The 18,710-nt window shown below is 65.6% G+C and carries 19 protein-coding genes; 10 read left to right on the top strand and 9 right to left on the bottom strand.

From position 1 onward, the window contains the following. The 3 genes from VKI00_RS18115 to VKI00_RS18125 all read left to right on the top strand — a co-directional run. A partial coding sequence (locus tag VKI00_RS18115) for an enoyl-CoA hydratase-related protein (protein WP_324439803.1) occupies positions 1–163 on the top strand: 163 nt, incomplete at its 5' end. After that, entirely contained in the window at positions 141–1,859 is a 1,719-nt protein-coding gene (locus VKI00_RS18120) for an alpha/beta hydrolase (RefSeq protein ID WP_414687233.1), read from the top strand. The genes VKI00_RS18115 and VKI00_RS18120, both read left to right, overlap by 23 nt. Positions 1,860–2,019: 160 nt before the next feature. After that, positions 2,020–2,295 carry a hypothetical protein gene (locus VKI00_RS18125; protein ID WP_324439769.1) on the top strand — a complete coding sequence of 92 codons (276 nt, stop codon included), beginning with the start codon at positions 2,020–2,022 and terminating at the stop codon, positions 2,293–2,295. A 6-nt stretch (positions 2,296–2,301) separates the two neighbouring features. Here VKI00_RS18125 and VKI00_RS18130 read toward each other — a convergent pair whose 3' ends face one another. Next, positions 2,302–2,688 (bottom strand): rhodanese-like domain-containing protein, encoded by a 387-nt coding sequence (locus tag VKI00_RS18130; RefSeq protein ID WP_324439771.1) that lies wholly within the window; start codon positions 2,686–2,688, stop codon positions 2,302–2,304. Further along, positions 2,685–3,266 (bottom strand): cysteine dioxygenase family protein, encoded by a 582-nt coding sequence (locus tag VKI00_RS18135; protein ID WP_324439773.1) that lies wholly within the window; start codon positions 3,264–3,266, stop codon positions 2,685–2,687. The genes VKI00_RS18130 and VKI00_RS18135 overlap by 4 nt, the downstream gene beginning before the upstream one ends. 115 nt (positions 3,267–3,381) lie before the next feature. On the opposite strand from VKI00_RS18135, the gene VKI00_RS18140 reads away from it, so the two are divergent. The 3 genes from VKI00_RS18140 to VKI00_RS18150 all read left to right on the top strand — a co-directional run bounded on the left by VKI00_RS18140 (position 3,382) and on the right by VKI00_RS18150 (position 6,633). Further along, on the top strand, positions 3,382–3,828 hold the full coding sequence (locus tag VKI00_RS18140) for a lipoprotein LpqV (protein ID WP_324439775.1): 447 nt from the start codon (positions 3,382–3,384) through the stop codon (positions 3,826–3,828). 70 nt (positions 3,829–3,898) lie between these two features. Next, positions 3,899–4,936, top strand: coding sequence for a patatin-like phospholipase family protein (locus VKI00_RS18145; protein ID WP_324439777.1), 1,038 nt, complete (start codon positions 3,899–3,901; stop codon positions 4,934–4,936). Then, complete coding sequence (locus VKI00_RS18150) at positions 4,933–6,633, top strand: CocE/NonD family hydrolase (RefSeq protein ID WP_324439779.1); 1,701 nt, start codon at positions 4,933–4,935, stop codon at positions 6,631–6,633. Before VKI00_RS18145 ends, VKI00_RS18150 begins: the two co-directional genes overlap by 4 nt. A 2-nt stretch (positions 6,634–6,635) precedes the next feature. Here VKI00_RS18150 and VKI00_RS18155 read toward each other — a convergent pair whose 3' ends face one another. Continuing rightward, positions 6,636–8,876, bottom strand: coding sequence for a molybdopterin-dependent oxidoreductase (locus VKI00_RS18155; protein WP_324439781.1), 2,241 nt, complete (start codon positions 8,874–8,876; stop codon positions 6,636–6,638). Between the two features lie 78 nt (positions 8,877–8,954). Here VKI00_RS18155 and VKI00_RS18160 point away from each other — a divergent pair, with 78 nt between their 5' ends. Continuing rightward, positions 8,955–9,542, top strand: a complete 588-nt coding sequence (locus tag VKI00_RS18160) for a TetR/AcrR family transcriptional regulator (protein ID WP_324439783.1) — start codon at positions 8,955–8,957, stop codon at positions 9,540–9,542. 16 nt (positions 9,543–9,558) lie between these two features. Here the strand turns inward: VKI00_RS18160 and VKI00_RS18165 are convergent, their stop codons facing one another. The 6 genes from VKI00_RS18165 to VKI00_RS18190 form a co-directional block, all read right to left on the bottom strand. Continuing rightward, on the bottom strand, positions 9,559–10,419 hold the full coding sequence (locus VKI00_RS18165; protein ID WP_324439785.1) for a patatin-like phospholipase family protein: 861 nt from the start codon (positions 10,417–10,419) through the stop codon (positions 9,559–9,561). Further along, a complete protein-coding gene (locus tag VKI00_RS18170; RefSeq protein ID WP_324439787.1) occupies positions 10,416–11,285 on the bottom strand; it encodes a class II glutamine amidotransferase in 870 nt (289 codons plus the stop codon). Before VKI00_RS18170 ends, VKI00_RS18165 begins: the two co-directional genes overlap by 4 nt. Before the next feature lie 2 nt (positions 11,286–11,287). Then, positions 11,288–11,761 carry an SRPBCC family protein gene (locus VKI00_RS18175; protein ID WP_324439789.1) on the bottom strand — a complete coding sequence of 158 codons (474 nt, stop codon included), beginning with the start codon at positions 11,759–11,761 and terminating at the stop codon, positions 11,288–11,290. A 9-nt stretch (positions 11,762–11,770) separates the two neighbouring features. Next, positions 11,771–12,829 (bottom strand): dihydrodipicolinate reductase, encoded by a 1,059-nt coding sequence (locus VKI00_RS18180; protein ID WP_324439791.1) that lies wholly within the window; start codon positions 12,827–12,829, stop codon positions 11,771–11,773. Between the two features lie 16 nt (positions 12,830–12,845). Further along, positions 12,846–14,477: a long-chain fatty acid--CoA ligase gene (locus tag VKI00_RS18185; protein WP_324439793.1), complete on the bottom strand. Its 1,632-nt coding sequence runs from the start codon at positions 14,475–14,477 to the stop codon at positions 12,846–12,848. Between the two features lie 123 nt (positions 14,478–14,600). After that, the gene (locus tag VKI00_RS18190; protein WP_324439795.1) at positions 14,601–15,650 is read right to left on the bottom strand and encodes a YncE family protein; all 1,050 of its coding nucleotides are present in this window, start codon (positions 15,648–15,650) and stop codon (positions 14,601–14,603) included. Between the two features lie 610 nt (positions 15,651–16,260). On the opposite strand from VKI00_RS18190, the gene VKI00_RS18195 reads away from it, so the two are divergent. From VKI00_RS18195 to VKI00_RS18205, 3 genes are all read left to right on the top strand, one after another. Then, the gene (locus VKI00_RS18195; protein ID WP_324439797.1) at positions 16,261–17,010 is read left to right on the top strand and encodes a class I SAM-dependent methyltransferase; all 750 of its coding nucleotides are present in this window, start codon (positions 16,261–16,263) and stop codon (positions 17,008–17,010) included. Between the two features lie 243 nt (positions 17,011–17,253). Continuing rightward, positions 17,254–18,267 carry a cytochrome P450 gene (locus VKI00_RS18200; protein WP_324439799.1) on the top strand — a complete coding sequence of 338 codons (1,014 nt, stop codon included), beginning with the start codon at positions 17,254–17,256 and terminating at the stop codon, positions 18,265–18,267. A gap of 11 nt (positions 18,268–18,278) precedes the next feature. Further along, positions 18,279–18,710, top strand: a 432-nt coding sequence (locus VKI00_RS18205) for a hypothetical protein (RefSeq protein WP_324439801.1), incomplete at its 3' end; no start/stop codon positions are given.

An 18,710-nucleotide genomic window follows, 5' to 3' on the forward strand; every position in this document is an offset into this window, starting at 1 on the left:
CCGGATGGCCAAGGAGGCGGTCAACCGCGCGTTCGAATCCACCTTGGCCGAAGGGCTGCTCTACGAACGACGGCTGTTCCATTCGGCTTTCGCCACCGACGACCAGACCGAAGGAATGGCAGCGTTCATCGAAAAACGAGATCCGAACTTCACCCACCGCTAAGGAGCCCCAGGTGAGCGAGCCCGCGATTGCCGAACCCACGCCAGCCGTCGCGCCGCCGCGCAAGAAACCGTGGTGGGTTCGGCGTTACACCTTCACCGGCGCCGCCGTCGGCCTGGTGTTCCTGTGGTTTTCGATGACGCCGTCGCTGTTGCCACGCGGGCCGCTGTTTCAGGGTTTGGTCAGCGGCCTGTCCGGCGCGATCGGTTATGGCATCGGGGTTTTCGCAGTGTGGCTGGTTCGCTACATGCGGTCCAAGGATTCCAGCCCGCCGGCACCGCGCCGGGCGTGGTTGATCCTGATCGTCGCCGGCGCGATCGGCATGCTCGCCATGATCATCTGGTTTCACGTCTGGCAGGACCGGGTGCGCGATTTGATGGGCGTCACGCACCTGAAGTGGATCGACTATCCGCTGGCCACCGCGCTGTCGTTGATCGTGCTGTTCGCCGTCGTCGAGCTCGGCCAATTGATCCGCCGATTGTTCCGCTTCCTGGATCTGCGGCTGGATCGCTTTGCGCCGCCGCGGGTTTCGGCGGTCATCGTGGTGTTCTTGCTGCTGGCGCTGACGATCGCGTTGCTCAACGGCGTGGTGGTGAAATTCGCGATGCGGACCATGAACAACACGTTCGAGACGGTCAACAACGAAATGACTCCCGACACCGCCGCGCCGAAGACACCGCTGCGTTCCGGCGGGCCGCAGTCGCTGGTGTCCTGGGAATCGCTGGGACATCAGGGCCGCATCTTCGTCGAGGGCGGGCCCACCGTCGCCCAGCTCACCGCATTCAACGGCGCCCCGGCGACCGAACCGATCCGCGCCTACGCCGGACTGGAATCCGCCGACGGCATCACCGCCACCGCAGAGTTGGCCGCACGGGAGTTGGAACGCACCGGCGGGCTGCGCCGCGCCGTTGTCGCGGTCGGAACCACCACGGGCACCGGCTGGATCAACGAGGCGGAAGCCGACGCGTTGGAGTACATGTACAACGGCAACACCGCGATCGTCAGCATGCAGTACTCGTTCTTGCCCAGCTGGCTGTCGTTCCTGGTGGACAAGAACAACGCCCGTCACGCCGGCCAGGCGTTGTTCGAGGCGGTTGACAGGCTGGTGCGCCGGCTGCCGGAAGCCCAACGCCCCAAGCTCGTGGTTTTCGGCGAAAGCCTGGGCTCATTCGGCGGCGAGGCGCCGTTCATGACCCTCAACAATGTCCTGGCCCGCACCGACGGCGCGCTGTTTTCCGGGCCGACGTTTCAGAACACCATCTGGACCGATCTCACCGCGACCCGCGATCGCGGCTCACCGGAATGGCTGCCGATTTACGACGACGGACACCATGTTCGGTTCGTGGCCCGTCCGGGCGACCTGGATCGCCCGAACGCCGCCTGGGACCACCCGCGGGTGATGTACCTGCAGCACGCATCCGATCCCATCGCCTGGTGGAATCCCGACCTGCTGTTCCGCAAACCCGACTGGCTGCACGAGAAACGCGGCTACGACGTGCTGCCCGAGACCGAGTGGATCCCGGTGGTGACGTTCTTGCAGGTATCGGCCGACATGGCGGTGGCGGTCGACGTGCCGCAGGGACACGGTCATGTCTACGTCGCGGACGTGGCCAACGGCTGGGCGGCAGTGCTGCGACCGCCGGGTTGGACGCCGGAGAAAACCGCCAAACTGCGTCCGCTGCTGCGCGGCAGCGACTGACGTCGCGGGACTCGTCGCTGGGTGTGCGGGGGTTTCGAGTGTCTCAAAGTCGTTAAGCCTTGATGAAGATCTGTTGCAGCGACCCATTAAGTGGAAACATCAGCGGTCCGGGGTCGGATGAATAGCGTGAGATTCGGCACTCGGTGAAAGGGAGTGAGCTATGACTTGGACACGGTCATCCGGCGTCCGCAGCAGCATCACGAAAATCGCGGTGGCGGGGATGTTGATTGCCATACCCGCGACCGCTCTCGCCATCCCGGCGTACGCGGCGCCTGCGGGCGCGACGACTGTGCTTCCGGCGCCGCTGCCGGCGGATCCACCCACCAACACGCCGGCGCCGCCTCCGCCGCCACCGGCCCCCGCGCAGTCGTCCTACACCGATGACTGGTGGGGTTATGGCATGGGCGACCCCGGCGGTGGTGGCGGAGGCGGCTAAGCCGGGCTAACGCCCGGCCAGCACCCCAGCAGCGCCCAGCGCGTGATAGCCGCCAATGACGTCGGTAGCGCGCCGCAGGCCTAGATCCTGCAGCGCGGCCGCCGCGAGGCTGGACGCGTAACCCTCTGAACAGAGGATCACCCACTCCACGTCGTCGCCGATGGCCTGCGGCAACCTGGCATCGCTGGTGGGGTCGCATCGCCACTCCAGCACGTTGCGCTCGATGACCAAGGGTTTGAGCGCCTCGGGCACCTCTCCCTCACGCGTGCGCTGAGCCTGGGGCCGGATGTCGATTAACAAAGCGCCGCGGTGCAGCGCGGCGGGCACCTCGTCGGCGGCAAGCCGGCGCAACCGGGCGCGGGCGGTATCCAAGACCTGGTCGATGCGACTCATAGATTCTCCGGTTGGTCGGTCAACTCGGTCCGCTTGCGGCGCAACGTGTTCTGCTCGGTGACGTCGTAATACGACATCACGGTCAGCGGCGGCGAATACGCGTGCACGCTCAGCGTGGGCCCCTGAATTTCGATAGCCGGCGTCACCGCGGCGACGGTCGGGGCCCACACCACGTCATGCACCCAGCCCAACGGGAACCCGGCCTGGTCGCCGGCCTCGAGACCCCGACGCCGCAATCGCTCACCGTCCCAACGGAATTCATCGAGCGACCCGGACAACAACGTCAGCGCGCCCAGTGATCCACCGTGGTCGTGCAACTCGGTGCGATGCCCCGGCGCCCAGCTGATCAGCCAGATGTCGACTTCGTCGTCACCGTGCAGCCGGGCAAACCAGCGGTCGTCGGCGGGCACGCCGGCCGGCGGGACCAGATGGTCGTAGCGCCCGCGAAGCACCTCGTCGGTGGTTTGGTCGGTGATGTGCAACAGGTCGGCCAGCCGCAGCCGGGTGGGTCCGGAAACCGACCGGACGGCCGAGGGGCGGGACAGGACGCGGTCGGCAACAAGGTTTGAAGAAACCATGAAAGAACTCCAGAACGAACGAGCGGATCAGGGGGCGGCGGCAAATCAGCGCCGACAACACTCCCAAAATCGAGTTCGCTGGGTCACGGCGCTCAGTGTTGCATAGATTGACGGGGTGCGCTGGCGCCCATGTCGCCCCCTGGTGTGGAGCGCGGCCGCCGTCGTGGCCGTCGTGCCGGCGGCGGCGGGCTGCGCGGCAGGCAACAAGACGGCGACGCCGACGTCGGCAACCCCATCCGGCGGGCCCGCCACCAAGGAGGCCGCGGCGACGGTGCCGCCCGGCGTCGTCGCTCTCTCACCCGCGGGCGTCACGACCAAGATCAACGTGCCGGCGAAATCAACCGAAGAGGAGTATTTCCAGGCCTGCCATGCCGCGAAGATATGGATGCAGGGCAAACGAGGCGAACGCCAGGCGTTGATCGAGGCCTACTTGGCGGCGGTCCAGGCGCCAGGGGTCAGCGGCACGGGCACCTGGAACACCCCGTGGGCCGCACTGCCGCTGGCGCGCCAGGCTGGGGTGATCGCCGCGGCCGAAGCGGCCGCCAACGACGAGTGCGGCTGACGCCGAGCCGGCTGGCGATCGCAATTCGGATCACGGCTGACAAAACCCGTCCGCACCGGAAAATGAAGACATGGCCGACATCGATCTCCGCGGCGCCGGGGATTCGTCGCGGCCCCGGGTCGCGTTGGCGCTCGGCAGCGGCGGCGCGCGCGGATACGCCCACGTCGGGGTGATCCACGAACTGCGCGACCGCGGATACCAGATCGTCGGGATCGCCGGTTCGTCGATGGGCGCACTGGTCGGCGGATTGCAGGCGGCGGGGCGGCTCGACGAGTTCGCCGACTGGGCGCGGTCGTTGACGCAGCGCGCCATCCTGCGGCTGCTGGATCCGTCGATCAGCGCGGCCGGTGTGCTGCGAGCCGAAAAAATTCTCGACGCGGTGCGCGACATCGTCGGTGCGGCCACCATCGAGCAGCTGTCGATCCCCTACACCGCGGTGGCGACCGATCTGTTGGCCGGCAAGTCGGTGTGGTTGCAGCGCGGGCCGCTCGACGAGGCCATCCGGGCGTCGATCGCCATCCCGGGAGTGATCGCGCCGCATGTCGTCGACGGTCGGCTGCTCGCCGACGGCGGGATCCTCGATCCGCTGCCGATGGCGCCGATCGCGGCCGTCAAAGCCGATCTGACCATCGCGGTCAGCCTGTCCGGCAGCGATTCCGGTGGCGACCCCGAGCCTGAACCCCGACCCACGACCGAGTGGCTCAACCGCATGCTGAGCAGCACATCCGCGCTGTTCGACACCGCTGCCGCGCGTTCGCTGCTCGACCGGCCCACCGCACGGGCGGTGCTCAGCCGGTTCGGAGCCGGGGACCCCGATTCCGACATCGAGGCCGGACAGGCGGACGTCGACGAGGAACCCGGTGTACCGAAGCTCGGCGGTTTCGAGGTGATGAACCGCACCATCGACATCGCCCAGGCCGCGCTGGCGCGCCACACCCTGGCCGCCTACCCGCCCGACTTGCTGATCGAGGTGCCGCGATCGGCCTGCCGCGGCTTGGAATTCCACCGTGCGGCCGAGGTGATCGACACCGGCCGCGCACTGGCCGCCCACGCGCTCGACGTCATCGAATCGCCCGACCTCGACGCCCCCCGGAGGGATCAGCCATGACACGTCAGGCTTCACCGGACGCCCCCGCACCGGACCGGCCGTGGCGACGGCCCGGTGCCGCCCGCTATGCGCTCACGCGGCTGCGCGGTCTCACGCGACCGCCGGCCGACGTCTACCCGGCGCAGGCTTCCGCGCTGGCGACCGACAACAACGTGGCGGTCCGTAGCCGTGACGGAACAGTGTTGCGCGTCAACGTGTATCGGCCACCCGACGGCGGCCCGTTCCCGGTCCTGCTGTGCGCGCATCCCTACGGCAAAGACGAACTACCCACCAAAAAGAAGCGTGGCCGCGGTTATTCGGTGTCCATCCAGTACCGGGTGCTGCGCCAACCGACGCGACCGCGGTTTTCGGATCTGACCGGCTGGGAGGCGCCTGACCCGGTGTGGTGGACGGCGCACGGGTTCGCGGTAGTCAACTGCGATCTGCGCGGTGCCGGTCGATCCGAGGGAGTCTGCTCACTGCTTTCCGATCAGGAAGCCGAGGATGTCTATGACCTGATCGAGTGGGCTGCAACGCAACCTTGGAGCACCGGCGGGGTGGGCATGATCGGCGTCTCGTATCTGGCTATCTCGCAGTGGAAAGCGGCCGCACTGCGACCACCCCACCTCAAGGCGATCGTCCCGTGGGAAGGATTCACCGACGCCTACCGCGACTTCGCCCGCAGGGGCGGCATCAGAGAGACCGGCTTCCTCAAGATATGGAGCCGCGGCCTGAGGGCCGCGCGGCTGAAATACACTCTGAACGAGGAAACCACCAAAAGACCGTTGCGCGACGAGTGGTGGCAGGCACTGGTGCCCGACTTACCGAAAATCGAAGTGCCGGCGCTGATTTGCGGCAGCTTTTCCGACAACAACCTGCACAGCTGCGGGTCGGTGCGCGCCTTCGAGCAGACCAGTTCGCCGCAACGCCATCTCTACACCCACCGCGGCGGCAAGTGGTCAACGTTCTACTCTCAGGCGGCGCTGGACACGCAGTTGGCGTTCCTCGACCGGCATCTCCGCGGTGGGACGGGCACACCGCAGCCGAGGGTCCGCCTGGAGGTTCGTGAGGACCGCGACCGTATCGTCGAGGTCCGCGAAGAAACCGACTGGCCGCTGCAGTCGACGAGCTGGACAGCGCTGCACCTCGGCGGCGGCGGACTCGCCAGTCGCGCGCCCAAACAAGGCGGCTGCATCGCGTTCGATACTCGTTCCGGCGGAGCACGATTCGGCTGGACGTTGGATGCCGACACCGAGGTCACCGGACCGATGGCGGTACGACTCTTCGTCGATGTGCGGGGCAGCGACGACGTCGACCTTTTCGTCGGTGTCGAGAAGTGGCGTGGCCGTGCGTATGTGCCGTTCGAGGGCTCCTACGGCTTCGGCCGAGACCGAATCACGTCGGGTTGGCTTAAGGCATCGATGCGGGCACTCGACGAGGCCCGCTCGCGGCCGTTCGAACCGGTGCCGGCCTTGGATCGACGTCTCCCGGTGCAAGCGGGGCAGATCGTGCAGGTCGACATCCCACTCGGGCCGTCGGCGACGCTGTTCCGGGCCGGCGAGCAGCTTCGGCTTGTCGTCGCGGGCCGGTGGCTGTGGCCCCGCAACCCACTTACCGGCCAGTTCCCGTCGGCGTACGAACCCGGCCCACACTGCAAATGCACCCTGCACTGGGGACCGGATCACGCTGCCCGACTGCTTGTTCCGGTGATCGGCTGACCCTACGAAGCGGTCGGGACAGCCTCGAGTCGCGCAGGCACGTGCTTGTGCCACGGCGTACCGGCATACACGTCACGCCATTCGGTCGAGGTCAGCGCGTTGGGGGCGACACCGGGGACTTGGGTTGCGCCGTCGTCGTCGACGAAGTCCAGGCCGTAGCCGTTGGGCAGTGACGCGTGGCCGGGAAGCATGGCCTCATTGATCTCGACACTCGCCTCGACGCTGCCAGCCGCTGTCGTGATCCGGGCTCGGCCGCCGTCGACCAACCCGAGGTGTTCGGCGTCTTCGACGCTGACGCGCAGCGCTCCCTGGGCGTCCCGCTTGCGCCACGATGGATCCCGAAAGATGTCGTTCGCGGTGAAGGGTCGTCGCTCACCGGCCGACAGCACGATCGGGAACTCGGGCGTGGTGTATTGCGTCGGGGCATCGGGCAGCCGACGGATTTCCTCGAGCAGTTGCGGCATGTCGAGATGGATCTTGTGGTCCGCATGACGGATCAGCGTGAAGTCGTCCTCGTACTCGTGCACGGTGAACGTCACTCCGGAGCGATTTTCCAGGATCGCGTCGAACAACGCGTTGCCATCGGCATGTCCGGCGCGACGAACCGCATCCGGGTAAGCCAGCGTGACATTCTGGGCCAGACCCCACACCGCCGCCGCACCGGCCAGCCCGTCAGGCAAGGTAGGCCCGAGGGTTTCATACAGCACAAACGGAAGCACTTTTCCGAGTAGCGGATTCGTGCTGACGGCCGCGATCAGCGCCTCCGCGAACGCGGTCCGACCCTCGTCGGCGGCGTCCCGCAGCGGTTGCAACTCGGCATCGTCGACAACGTTGAGGGCACGCACCAGGCGGGCCCAGATCTCCGGCTCGGGCAGGGTGCCGGGCAGCGGCTCCAGCAGCGGCCGGCGGAGGTGAAACGTGTTGCGGGGGAACTCGAGATTAAAGAATGTCGCCTCGGGTTTCTCGAACTGGCTGGCGGCCGGAAGAACGTAATCGGCGAGCCGGGCCGTTTCGGTCATGGCGACGTCGATCACGACCATCAGTTCCAGGGATTCGAACGCTTCCCGGCAGCCTGCCGAATTGGCCAGGGAATGGGCCGGGTTGCTGCTCTCCACGATCATCGCGCGGAACCGGTCTGGATGATCTGACAAGATCTCTTGCGGCACAACGTTGGAAGGAATCAGTCCACCGAGCACCGGAGCACCCGTCACCGGAGTACGCCCGACTTCGGTGCCATGGCGCATGAGCGGACCGAAGCTGGAATGCAGATGCTGGCCGCCGCGTTTGGCGAAGTTGCCGGTCAGGATCCACAACAGTTTGTTCAAGTACGAGCAAAGCGTGCTGTTGGGCGCTTGCTGTATGCCGAGATCTTCGAACACCGCGACGCTGTCCGCGGCCGCGATGCGCCGCGTCGCAGCACGCAGCAGCTCTGCATCGACACCGCACCGCGCCGCGTACTCCTCGACTTGGACGTCCCGCAGCATCCGCCGAACGGCGTCGGCGCCGCTGACATGGTGAGCAAGGAACCCCTCGTCGCACAGCTCTTCTTGGACCAGGACCGCGGCCATCGCGGCCAGACACCAGGCGTCCGTGCCGGGCCGAACGCGCAGGTGGAAATCAGCCATCTTGGCCGTATCGGTCAACACCGGATCAATGACGATCATCGAGCGATGCGGATCTTTGGCGATCTCGTTGAGGACCGTGCGGGCACGGGGGAAGCTCTGCGACATCCATGGGTTCTTGCCGACGAATACCGACACCTCGGCATGCTCGAACTCACCGCGAGTGTGGCCGCCGGTCAGGTGCGCATCGACCCAGGCCTCACCGGTCTTCTCCTGCGCCAACGCATTCGAGCGGTACCTGGAACCGACCGCCTTGAGAAATGCGCCGCTGTAGGCCCCGCCGAGATGGTTACCTTGTCCGCCGCCACCGTAGTAAAAGATCTTGTCCCCACCGTAGGTGTCGCGAATCCCTTTGACAGCGGCAGCAACTTCATCGATCGCGGTGTCCCAATCGATTTCTTCAAAGCTGCCATCGGGGCGTCGGCGCATCGGCGACGTCAACCTGGCGCGGTTGTTCTGGTAGTGATCCAGCCGCAGAGCCTTGTTGCAGGTGTAGCCCTGAGATGCCGGATGTTCCTTGTCTCCACGGATTTTGGCCAGCCTGCGGTCGTCCAGCTGCACCACGATGCCGCAGTTGCATTCGCACAGTATGCATGCGATCTGCTGCCATTCAGCTGTCATGGCGGCGATCCTTTTCAGCGATTTTCAGCGAGCTGATGCTATGCTATGCACCATAGCATAGTAGGTTGCGGAGGTCTGATGGGAGCCCGTTCCGACACCAGGCAGAAGATGCTGCTCAGTTCGGTCGAGCTGCTGCACGAGCGAGGTGCGGCCGGGGTGACGGTCGATGCCGTGCTCTCGAGGAGCCAGTCGCCACGGGGCTCGGTGTACCACCACTTCCCCGGCGGTCGAGCGGAAATCATTTCCGAGGCACTAAGGCTCGCCGGGGAGATCATCAGCGGCATCATCGAACAGCCGACTGCTTTGGGCTCGCGCGGGGCGTTGCGCCGCATCGGGAAGCTGTGGAACAGGCTGCTGCTCGAATCCGACTTCAACGCGGGCTGCCCCGTGGTCTCCGTGGCCGTCGGCGGCTCGGCCGACGATCAACACCTGCAGCCGGCCGTGGCGGAGATCTTCCAGCGTTGGGATCAGGCGCTGGTCGAAGCGATGATCGCTGACGGCGTCGACACGCAGCGCGCTCGCCGGTTGGCGACGATGGCCGTTGCCGCCATCGAAGGTGCGATCATTCTGTGCCGCGTCGAACGATCCACCGCTCCGCTCAACGACGTGATAGCCGAACTCGAGTCACTCATCGCGGCAGCAACTTTCACGGCGTCGGCAACGTGAGCTGACGACACGGTACTCAGGTGACGCCGAGGAAGGCCGCTACACCGGCCGCCTCGCGCCGGCCCTGTGCACGCCCCGCCTCCGCCGAGCCGATGCGGCAGCGCGGATCCAGCGGGTTGGGCCCGAAGGCCGCCAGCGACGTCTGATCGGCGAACACCCCTAACGCAGTACCACCAAACGCCGCGATCTCGGCAACCGGTCCGGCGCCGAACGGCGACGGCGCCGACACGCCCGCGGGCGCCAGCACCACGGCCACGTGACAGTCGTCGGCGACGTCCAGGTTAATCGTGCTGCCGATCCCGCCGTCCATATAGCGCCGGTCGCCGATTGTCACGGGCGGCCATGCTCCCGGTACCGCGCAACTGGCCGCCACCGCGTCGACCAGATCGACACCCGAATCACGGTCGAACACAACAAGTTCGCCCGTTGCAATGTTGATGGCCGTGATCCGCAACACCCGGTCCGGCCAGGCGTGCGCCGGCAGCCGCTGAGCGATCACGTCGCGCCGGACCGACTCGGCGGCGGTTTCGGTTGCCAGCGCGACTGCCCCGATCCGCTGTCGCTTCTGCGGGACCGTGGCGTCGGGTTGCGACAAGGCGGCCAGGAAGAGGTCGGTGACGGCGTCCACCCCGACGCCCGGATCGATCTCCGCCGACTGTTCCCGGACTTGCCGCGCGAACAGGTCCTCGAGGCTCAAGCCGCTGCCGATCTGCGCCGCAACCGCCGAACCGGCCGAGGTGCCCACCAGCACGTCGGAATCCAGCAGCGCCCGAGCCGCGGTCGGCGACTGATCGGCGATGCCGCGCAGAAAACCTGTCTCCCAGGCGATTCCCGCCACCCCACCGCCACCGAGCACCAGCGCCTGTCTGGTCGTCACGTCGCCGCAGTGTGCTGCGCCGCTTGCGCCGTAGCGTTGAGATCAGCAGGGCGCAGCTGGTGTCGAGGCGGATCGGGCAACACCACTTCACTGGTGATCTGGAGCGCGGAGTCGACATGGACCAGCTCGCCCGGCGCCACTAGCCGCCATCGCGGATCTTCGTCCATCCGCTCGCTGGCGAACACCACGGACGGCCGCGACTGCAGATGGTCGCTGTCCGCGCGAATGCGATTGGTGCGCAGATGGAACCGGCGATCCGACGGGGTTTCACGACGGTCCAATATGTAGAGCTTGTTGGGATCCGGGTAACGCAGTGCCCACAGATCGGTGGCGGTGCTCAGCAACACGTTGACGGCATAGATCGGGACGTTTGCGGCCAGCCAGCCCAAGGCGTCAATCAAGCCCCCCCGCACATCGCCGCCGCGCGCCCGGATCGAGGCGGTGATAAACGCGAACACCCGCTCGGAATCGGTCTGCCCCAACACCAGATCAGCGGTGCCCACTTCGCGGAGCCGCTCGTCGAGCGCATCCAGGCCTTCCACTACGCCGTTGTGCGCGAAGATCCGATTGTCCTGCAGGAAGGGATGAGTGTTGATCACCTCGTGCGCTCCGGTAGTCGCGTAGCGGACGTGCGCAATGAAGGTGGTGCCGGTCATGTCGTGGGCTTCGGTCGCGAAGTCGGCGTCCTGCCAGGCCGCCATCGGCTGCTTGTGTATCTCCGGGTGGCCTTGGCCGTCGAAAACACCGAGCCCGGTGCCGTCGGGGTTTTTCCTGCTCTGGGCAGCCAGGTTGTCCGGAGCGTCCAGCAGCCAAAACGTCGCGGTGACAACGTTGGTCCCGGCGTGCAGCCCGAAAAGTCGGCACATGGTCAGCCCGTCAGCAGCGCTGACAATGTTTCCAGCGATTTGCGCGCGTAGCCCTTCCACAGCATGCCCAACACCGGCAGCAGCGGCGCGGTGAGCGCCGAGCGGGCGTGAATGTTCCAGCGCCAGGTGACCTCGGTCGCGCTTCCGCTCGGGGTGAAGCGCCACTGGCCGTCTGCCCGCCCCACCAGCAATCCCAGCGGGCCGCTGATTCCGGTCAAGGCGTAGCCGAACGAATGCGGCGGGTCCAGGCTGGTCAGCTCTTCGTGGAAGCTGCCGCTGGGGGTCAGCATCACCACGCGGGTCTGCCCCGCGGTATCCCACTCGCCGGTCTGATCGCGGACTTCTTTGATCGGCCCGATGGGGCCGTACCAGTGGCTGAAAATCTTCGGCAGCGGCAGCGGCAACGTGCCGTCGAAGGCCTTCTCGACATCGACAGGGATGACGCGGGACTGCTCGACGGCCAATGAGCTTGTCATGACCGCAGGCTACCGCGACAGCCCGGGCGCGGCCCGCGCGGTGATCAGCGGCAGGTCGAAGAAGCTCTGGATGCCGGCCGGGGCCGCGCACGTCGCCGGGACGGCGTTGACGCAGTGCGCCGCGGTCGCGAGGATGCCGGGGTTGCTCTTCAGCCCGGCCTCCACGCTTTCCGGCTGCCAGCCCTTGACCGTGATGAAGGCGTCCGGGTTGCCGCGGACTTCGATTTCGTAGCGTTCCCCGGCCGGGCCGAACGACCAAGGCGGATCGAGGTTTTCCTCGCCCATCAGCCAGTTCACCGTGATCCGGACGACCACCGTATCGCCGACCAGCGCCTCCCAGTGGAAGCGGCGCCCGGCGACCTGCCCCGGCTCGATCACCCCGATCGGTGAGTCGATCGGCGCGCTGGCCACCGCGATCTCCTGCGATGTGCGGAACTCGGGTTCGGCGGCGAAACCCAACCGGTCGACGCACAGCCGCACTGATTGGATGAATCCGCCGTCGAGAATCTTCTGCATCGGCCCGGTCAACGCCTTGTCCGGCATGCCACCGAAGCCCATCACATAGCGCAGCACATCCGGTGCACCGTAGGTCCGCAGATCGGAAAACTCCTCGGAGCGAACGAAAGTGACGCCGGTGGACATCACCGAGAGCAGCAACGGGAACAGCTCGGTCGCCGCGCCCGGACCGATGCCGGCGCCGTGCAGGGTCGCGTTGCCGGCCTGCGCGGCAACCTCCAGCGGTGCGGCCTCCCGCTCGCTCGGATAGAACCAGCCCACGGGGGTGACGACATTCTTGCCGGAGCGCAGCAGTGCCGCGACTTCGTCGGCATTGGGCAGCAGCGGCGCGTAGATGACGGCATCGGCGTCGAGCGCGAGGATGTCGTCGAGGCTGTTGGTCGCGGTCACGCCGAGCGCCGGTGTGCCGATGATCTCGCCGACGTCCTTGCCGCTCTTGGCCTCTGAATACACCCAACAACCGGCGAGTTCGAGTTCGGGGTGCTCGAGCACGCCTCTGATCGCGGCCACACCGACCGACCCCGTTGCCCATTGAATCACCCGCAGGCTCATGACCGTCCTCTTCCCGTCAGTCCCGCGCTTCGCTCACCTGATAGACGCCGTCGGCGTACCGGGACCGGATGGTCTTCTTGTCGTACTTGCCGACACTGGTCCGCGGAATTTCGTCGACAAAGGTCCAGCGTTCCGGCAACCACCATCGAACGACCTTGTCGGCCAGGAAGGTTCGCAGTTCATCGGCGCTGACGTCTGAGCCTTCGTTGGCGACGACGACGGCCAGCGGTCGTTCCTGCCACCGTTCGTCGGGTACCCCGACCACGGCGGCCTCGACCACGTCCGGGTGTGCGACCAGGCAGTTCTCCAGTTCGACCGACGAAATCCATTCTCCGCCAGACTTGATCACGTCTTTGGCCCGATCGGTCAGCGTGATGAAGCCCCGTTCATGGATGCGGCCCACATCGCCGGTCCGCAGCCAGCCGGAGTCGAATTTCGACTCGTCGTGCCCCCGGTAGTAGGAACTGGTGATCCACGGACCGCGGACTTCCACCTCGCCGACAGCTTCGTTGTCGTTGGGTAGCACCCGGCCGTGGTCATCGACGATCCGGGCTTCCACGCCGCATATCGGCTGCCCCTGGCTCGCACGGAACGTCCAGTGCTCCTCCTCGTCGGTGTCCGGCGGTGGCCAGGCCATGGTTGCCATTGGCGAGGTTTCGGTCATCCCCCACAGCTGGCGGATCTGGACGCCGTGTTTGTCCTCGAAGGCGCGCATCATCGAGACCGGCACGGCCGAGCCGCCGCAAGGGACGATTCGCAGCGAAGAGATATCGTGGCCAGGGTTCTTGTCCAGGTAGTGCATGACGTCGTTCCAGATGGTCGGTACCGCGCCGGCGACGGTGGGCCGCAGCTTTTCGACCATGTCGATCAGCGACTTGGCGTCAAGATGGCAATCGGGCAGCACCAGGTCGGCGCCCGCCATCAGCGCCGCATACGGCAGACCCCAGCCGTTGGCGTGGAACATCGGCACGATGGGCAGCACGCAATCGCTGGAACTGACGCCAATGCCGTTGCTGGTGCAGGTCGCCATGGTGTGCAGATAGGTCGAACGATGGCTGTAGACGACGCCTTTCGGGTTGCCGGTGGTGCCGCTGGTGTAACACATCGCGGCCGCGGAGTCCTCGTCGATGTCGGGCCAGTCGAATTCGATTGGCTCGTCGGCGATCACATCGGCGTAGCGCAGCACCGTCTTGCCCGACTCCTCCAGTGCCGCGGTGTCGCCCTCGCCGACCGCGATCACGGTGTGCACGGTGTCAAGCTCGGCGAGTATCGGCGTGAGCAGTTTGGCCAGCGAAAGATCGACTAATACCACCTGGTCTTCGGCCTCGTTTGCGACGTAGACGATCTGCTCGGGAAAGAGCCGGATGTTGAGCGTGTGCAGGACGGCGCCCATCGCCGGTATCGCCAGATACGCCGTCAGGTGTTCGGTGTTGTTCCACATGAACGTGCCGACCCGCTGGTCGCCGTCGATACCCACGCGGCGCAACGCGTGCGCCAGCTGCGACGTCTGACGCCCGAGGTCGGCGTAGCTGGTTTCGCGGTAACCGCTGTCGGTCGCGGTGGTGACCTTGCGTGCGCCGTGGACGCCCGCGGCGTGTCGCAGGATGGCAGTAATCGTCAACGGAAAGCTCTGCATGGTACTGCGCATCGATGGACCGCCTCATGGTTCGCCCGCTTGCTGCCCAGGGCCGGGCCCACCTGCTGCCCGCCCTGGTGGCGATCATCGCACGACCGAACAATCGCCGTGGCGGCGATCTGGTCGGGGCGCCTGCTAGACCGGCGTCGGCTCGAGGTCCAGCGGGTTCGACAGCGCCCACTGGTGCGGGGCGGTAGGCACCTCGTCGGGCGTCGGCGCGCCGGCCGATGCGGTCGTCAGCACGGTGATCTCGCCGGCGTAGTCGGCGATGTACAAGCGCTTCCCATCCGGGCTCTCGGTCACGCACGACGGCTGCGCACCGACCACGATGCTGCCGATCACGTCGTGCGTTGAGGTGGACAACACCGTGACGCTGTGGGCGCCGACGAGATATGCGCGCTGGCCGTCGCGGCTCAACGCCAATTGCGTCAGCCAGCCGGCGGTCTCGCCGATCTTGTAGGTGTTGGCGACGGTGTCGGTCCGGGTGTCGACCACGTCGAGCACCGCACCAAAGTCGGGACCGCAACTGCCGACATACGCGGTGGCGCCATCAGCGCTGAGCGCGATATCCCGGATCGGCGAACCGATCTCGATGGTGTTCACCACGCGGTTGGACTGCGTGTCGATGACGACGAGTTCCGCCGCGAATGGTCCGTTGGCCGCGACATACAGCCGGCGCCCGTCCGGGCTGACGCGCACGCACTCCACGGTGGTGCCGGCCGTCGCCGCGATGCCGATGGCGTCTTCGTTGCCGGTCGTGGTGTCGAGGATCGCGACATCGGCGCCGTTGGCCGCAGTCCGGCTGGCGTAAAGGCGCTTTCCGTCCGGGCTGAGGGCCAAATCGGTCACGCTGTGCGCCACCCGGTGCTCCGCGACGACCTGATTGGCATCGATGTCGAAGACCAGAATCGAGTCATATGCCGGCGATGTAGTGCTGACGTAGGCACGGCCTTCCGGCGCGTCTGACACGGCAACGGCGAACGGTTCGTCGATGTCGCCGACCGTTAGGTCGACCGCGCGACGACCGGTGTCGATCAGCGACACGCTGTCGTCGCCGTAATGCGTCACCATCAGCCGGGTGCCGTCGGGGCTGACGGCGATCCCGCTCACGGCGCCTTGCTGCATGGCGATTTCGCCTTCCACCGTGAAGCCCGGGGCCGCTTCGATCTCGCGAAATTCGTTCATACGGCTTACATCGCTCACAGTGGTACCAGCCTCTACTCGTGGTCCGTGGTGGGCGGACGTTCGGCATCTGGGCGGTTAAACGCTTCGCGCGGTCTAATGCTTCCGCAGACCGCCCAGATCCCTCGCATAGGCGCGTCGAGCGCCGCTTCCGGCCGAGTCTAGCGGCCGAATTTGCGCCGGAATAGTGCGACACGACCGATTGTCACCTATGTCACTTCGGTAACTCAGAGTGCGCTTAGGCGTTATTTCTTGTGGCTTCGTTCCAATTTCAACCAGCAAACGGGATACTCCGTCTCACCAGGTGGTTCGCCACGTCCGCTAACGGCGAGATGGATATCGTTCCACTATCAATTAATAAGCGTTTCTTAACGTTTGGGAACGGAAATGAGGTCCAAATCACATTTATGTGAAGAGGCACTCTCGCCGGCGACGTCGGACTGCTTGCCGGCTTGGGCTAACCGCTAATTTCGGCACGCGCGGCAGACTTGGAGGACCTTGACCGCAGGTTACTTCAGTCGCTGTGGCGTATCGAGTTTGTTGCGATGGTCCTCGACGTTCAGCGTCATCGTTTGACCGGGCGTTACGTCGACCAACGTTTTATCGTTGCAGGATGAGCGAGTCAGCACAGGTTGACCCGAACCGCTACGAAAAGATGTACCTCGATCAGCAGGTGGCGCAGGGCTTGCCCGCAGCGACACCGTGGGACATCGGCGGTCCACAGCAGGTCGTGAAGCAACTCGTCGCACTGGGGGCGGTCCAGGGCGAGGTTCTCGACCCCGGTACCGGGCCGGGCCACCATGCCATTTACTTCGCGTCGAAGGGCTACCCGGCGACGGGCATCGACTCCTCAGCCGCCGCAATCGAACGCGCGAAGGAGAATGCCCGGAGAGCCGGTGTGTCGGTGAACTTCTATGTGGGCGACGCATCGAGGCTCGAGGGTCTGGAGAACCGTTTTGACACCGTCGTCGACTGCGCGTTTTATCACGTCTTTTCCGATGTGCCCGAGGTGAGCAGGTCGTATGCCCGGGCTTTGCACCGGGCGACCAGGCCCGGTGCGCGGCTGTACATGTTCGAGTTCGCACCCGGTGGTGTCAACGGCATCGGTGCACCGCGGTCGCTGTCCGAGGACAACTTCCGGCACGTCTTCCCCGACGCCGGTTGGGAGATCTCATATCTGGAGCCAAGCACGTATCAGGTCAACATGAGCATCACGGCTTTTGAAACGATGCTGGCGCGCAATCCCGATAAGGCCGAGGAGATCAAGCTCGCCGCACTGCGGTTCAAATTGATCGAGCCAACGCTGACCAATGGTCGGGCACACGCCCCGGTGTGGGAGATGCATGCCACCCGCATCGACTGATCGGCGGGAAAGGCTCACCGAGATATCCCAGCAACCTGGCTGTAGATTCAAACGGCCATGAACGACAGTGACGTAGACGAGACCGCGTCCCCGCTGCACCACAAGGAGAGTCCGTTCTTCGCAGCAGACCGCGCCGCCTACTGGCGCCACCTTCGCGACCTAGGCCCGGTAGTGAAAATAGACGCCGGCGACCCGATGCTGCACGGTTACTATCTGACCCGCCGTGACGACGTGCGTGGCGCGTTGCTCGACCCGCAAACATTTGCGTCGCCGCCGAAAACCTTTGCGATTCACTTGTTCGGCGCACCGCTTCCTCAGGTGCCGCTGTCTTGCGGCACGCGAGAGGAGCATGCCCGTTTCGGCAGCGTCTTGCATCCGCTCTTCAGCCCTAGAGCGTTGACCCCCTTCGCTCCGGAATTGCGGGCCCGGGCCGCGAAACTGGTCGACAAAGTCGCCGGCAGAAGGCAGTGTGATGCGGTCAGCGTCGCCGACACCTATGCCAGCCAAGCGCTGTTCATGGTCTGCGGGCTACCGCCCGACGACACCCGGGCGGCCGAGATGGCTTCGGCCGCAGTAATCGGCGACACCACCGGAAGCGCCCAAATCGAACTCTTCAAGTGGCTGAACACCAGCTTCGACGCCGGGCTGAGAGATCCCGAGCGGCCGCCCGGTATTCTGTGGCCGCTACTGGAACAACTCGTCGGTGATAAAGATTTTCCGCTCACCCAGGTCGAAGTGGCGTCGGTCATCCTTTTATTGTTCTCGGTTGCAGGCATTGAAATGGTAGCCTCGGCAATCACTTTCGCCCTTCTATATCTCGCGCGCGACCCGCAACTGCGGGCCCAGCTGCGCGAGGACCCAGCGCAGATCCCCGCGTTCGCCGAGGAGATCTTCCGTTTGGAGCCGCCTGGGCCGGCCATTCCGCGCATAACCACGAGAACAGTCGAGGTCGGTGGTGTCGCAATCCCGCCGCTCAGTTCGGTGTGGCTGGCTCTGGAAGCCGCGGGCAGAACAAACGGCGGCGATGAGATATCGAGGGGCAGCAACGGCGAGGTCCGGCGCCAGCGCCACTGGGCATTCGGCGGCGGCATGCATAGATGCCTGGGCATGCACCTGGCTCGTCTTGAAATGGATGCGTTTGTGACCGAGTGGTTGAACCGAATCCCGGATTTCGAACTCAAACCGGGTTTCACCCCGACCATCGTGCAAAAGCCAACTAGCGTGACGCACCTGCGCCGCCTGAAGCTGCGCTGGTAGGCAGGACCGACGTGGACGACGCCGACCTAGAGACCCACATCAATGGGTTCCTGGCAGCGGTCGGAGAGCGCCCAGAGGAACTGATGCCGATGCGCCTAGCAGAAATCGAACAACCGAACCCGCAGGACCCCGAAGACCTTCGGCGCTACGTCGGTGACCTCAAGAGGGCATACGGGCAAGGGTTGCTGGACATGTACCAACGGATCGAGTCGCACGGCCGGGCTGTATGTTCGCTGACAGCTGAAGCCGAGATAACCGAGCGTGTCCGGCAGATCATGACGTTGGTGGCACAGGACGGCGAGGATGTCCCGAAAATTCTGGCGAGCTTTCAGGACGCCGCGAACCAGCTCAATCCTCTCGCGGTCGTACAGCTGTTCATGACAATTCAAGGTGCCAGTGCCGGCGGGCTGCCGCGTCAGGCTCAGCGAGACGCGTTGATACTT

This window comes from Mycobacterium sp. (assembly GCF_035314665.1).
Classification (GTDB): Bacteria; Actinomycetota; Actinomycetes; order Mycobacteriales; family Mycobacteriaceae; genus Mycobacterium.

Coding starts and splice junctions, on each gene's coding strand:
- VKI00_RS18125 (WP_324439769.1), top strand. CDS start 2,020: ATGACTTGGACACGGTCATCCGGCGTCCGCAGCAGCATCACGAAAATC.
- VKI00_RS18130 (WP_324439771.1), bottom strand. CDS start 2,688: ATGAGTCGCATCGACCAGGTCTTGGATACCGCCCGCGCCCGGTTGCGC.
- VKI00_RS18135 (WP_324439773.1), bottom strand. CDS start 3,266: ATGGTTTCTTCAAACCTTGTTGCCGACCGCGTCCTGTCCCGCCCCTCG.
- VKI00_RS18145 (WP_324439777.1), top strand. CDS start 3,899: ATGGCCGACATCGATCTCCGCGGCGCCGGGGATTCGTCGCGGCCCCGG.
- VKI00_RS18150 (WP_324439779.1), top strand. CDS start 4,933: ATGACACGTCAGGCTTCACCGGACGCCCCCGCACCGGACCGGCCGTGG.
- VKI00_RS18155 (WP_324439781.1), bottom strand. CDS start 8,876: ATGACAGCTGAATGGCAGCAGATCGCATGCATACTGTGCGAATGCAAC.
- VKI00_RS18160 (WP_324439783.1), top strand. CDS start 8,955: ATGGGAGCCCGTTCCGACACCAGGCAGAAGATGCTGCTCAGTTCGGTC.
- VKI00_RS18170 (WP_324439787.1), bottom strand. CDS start 11,285: ATGTGCCGACTTTTCGGGCTGCACGCCGGGACCAACGTTGTCACCGCG.
- VKI00_RS18175 (WP_324439789.1), bottom strand. CDS start 11,761: ATGACAAGCTCATTGGCCGTCGAGCAGTCCCGCGTCATCCCTGTCGAT.
- VKI00_RS18180 (WP_324439791.1), bottom strand. CDS start 12,829: ATGAGCCTGCGGGTGATTCAATGGGCAACGGGGTCGGTCGGTGTGGCC.
- VKI00_RS18185 (WP_324439793.1), bottom strand. CDS start 14,477: ATGCGCAGTACCATGCAGAGCTTTCCGTTGACGATTACTGCCATCCTG.
- VKI00_RS18190 (WP_324439795.1), bottom strand. CDS start 15,650: ATGAACGAATTTCGCGAGATCGAAGCGGCCCCGGGCTTCACGGTGGAA.
- VKI00_RS18195 (WP_324439797.1), top strand. CDS start 16,261: ATGAGCGAGTCAGCACAGGTTGACCCGAACCGCTACGAAAAGATGTAC.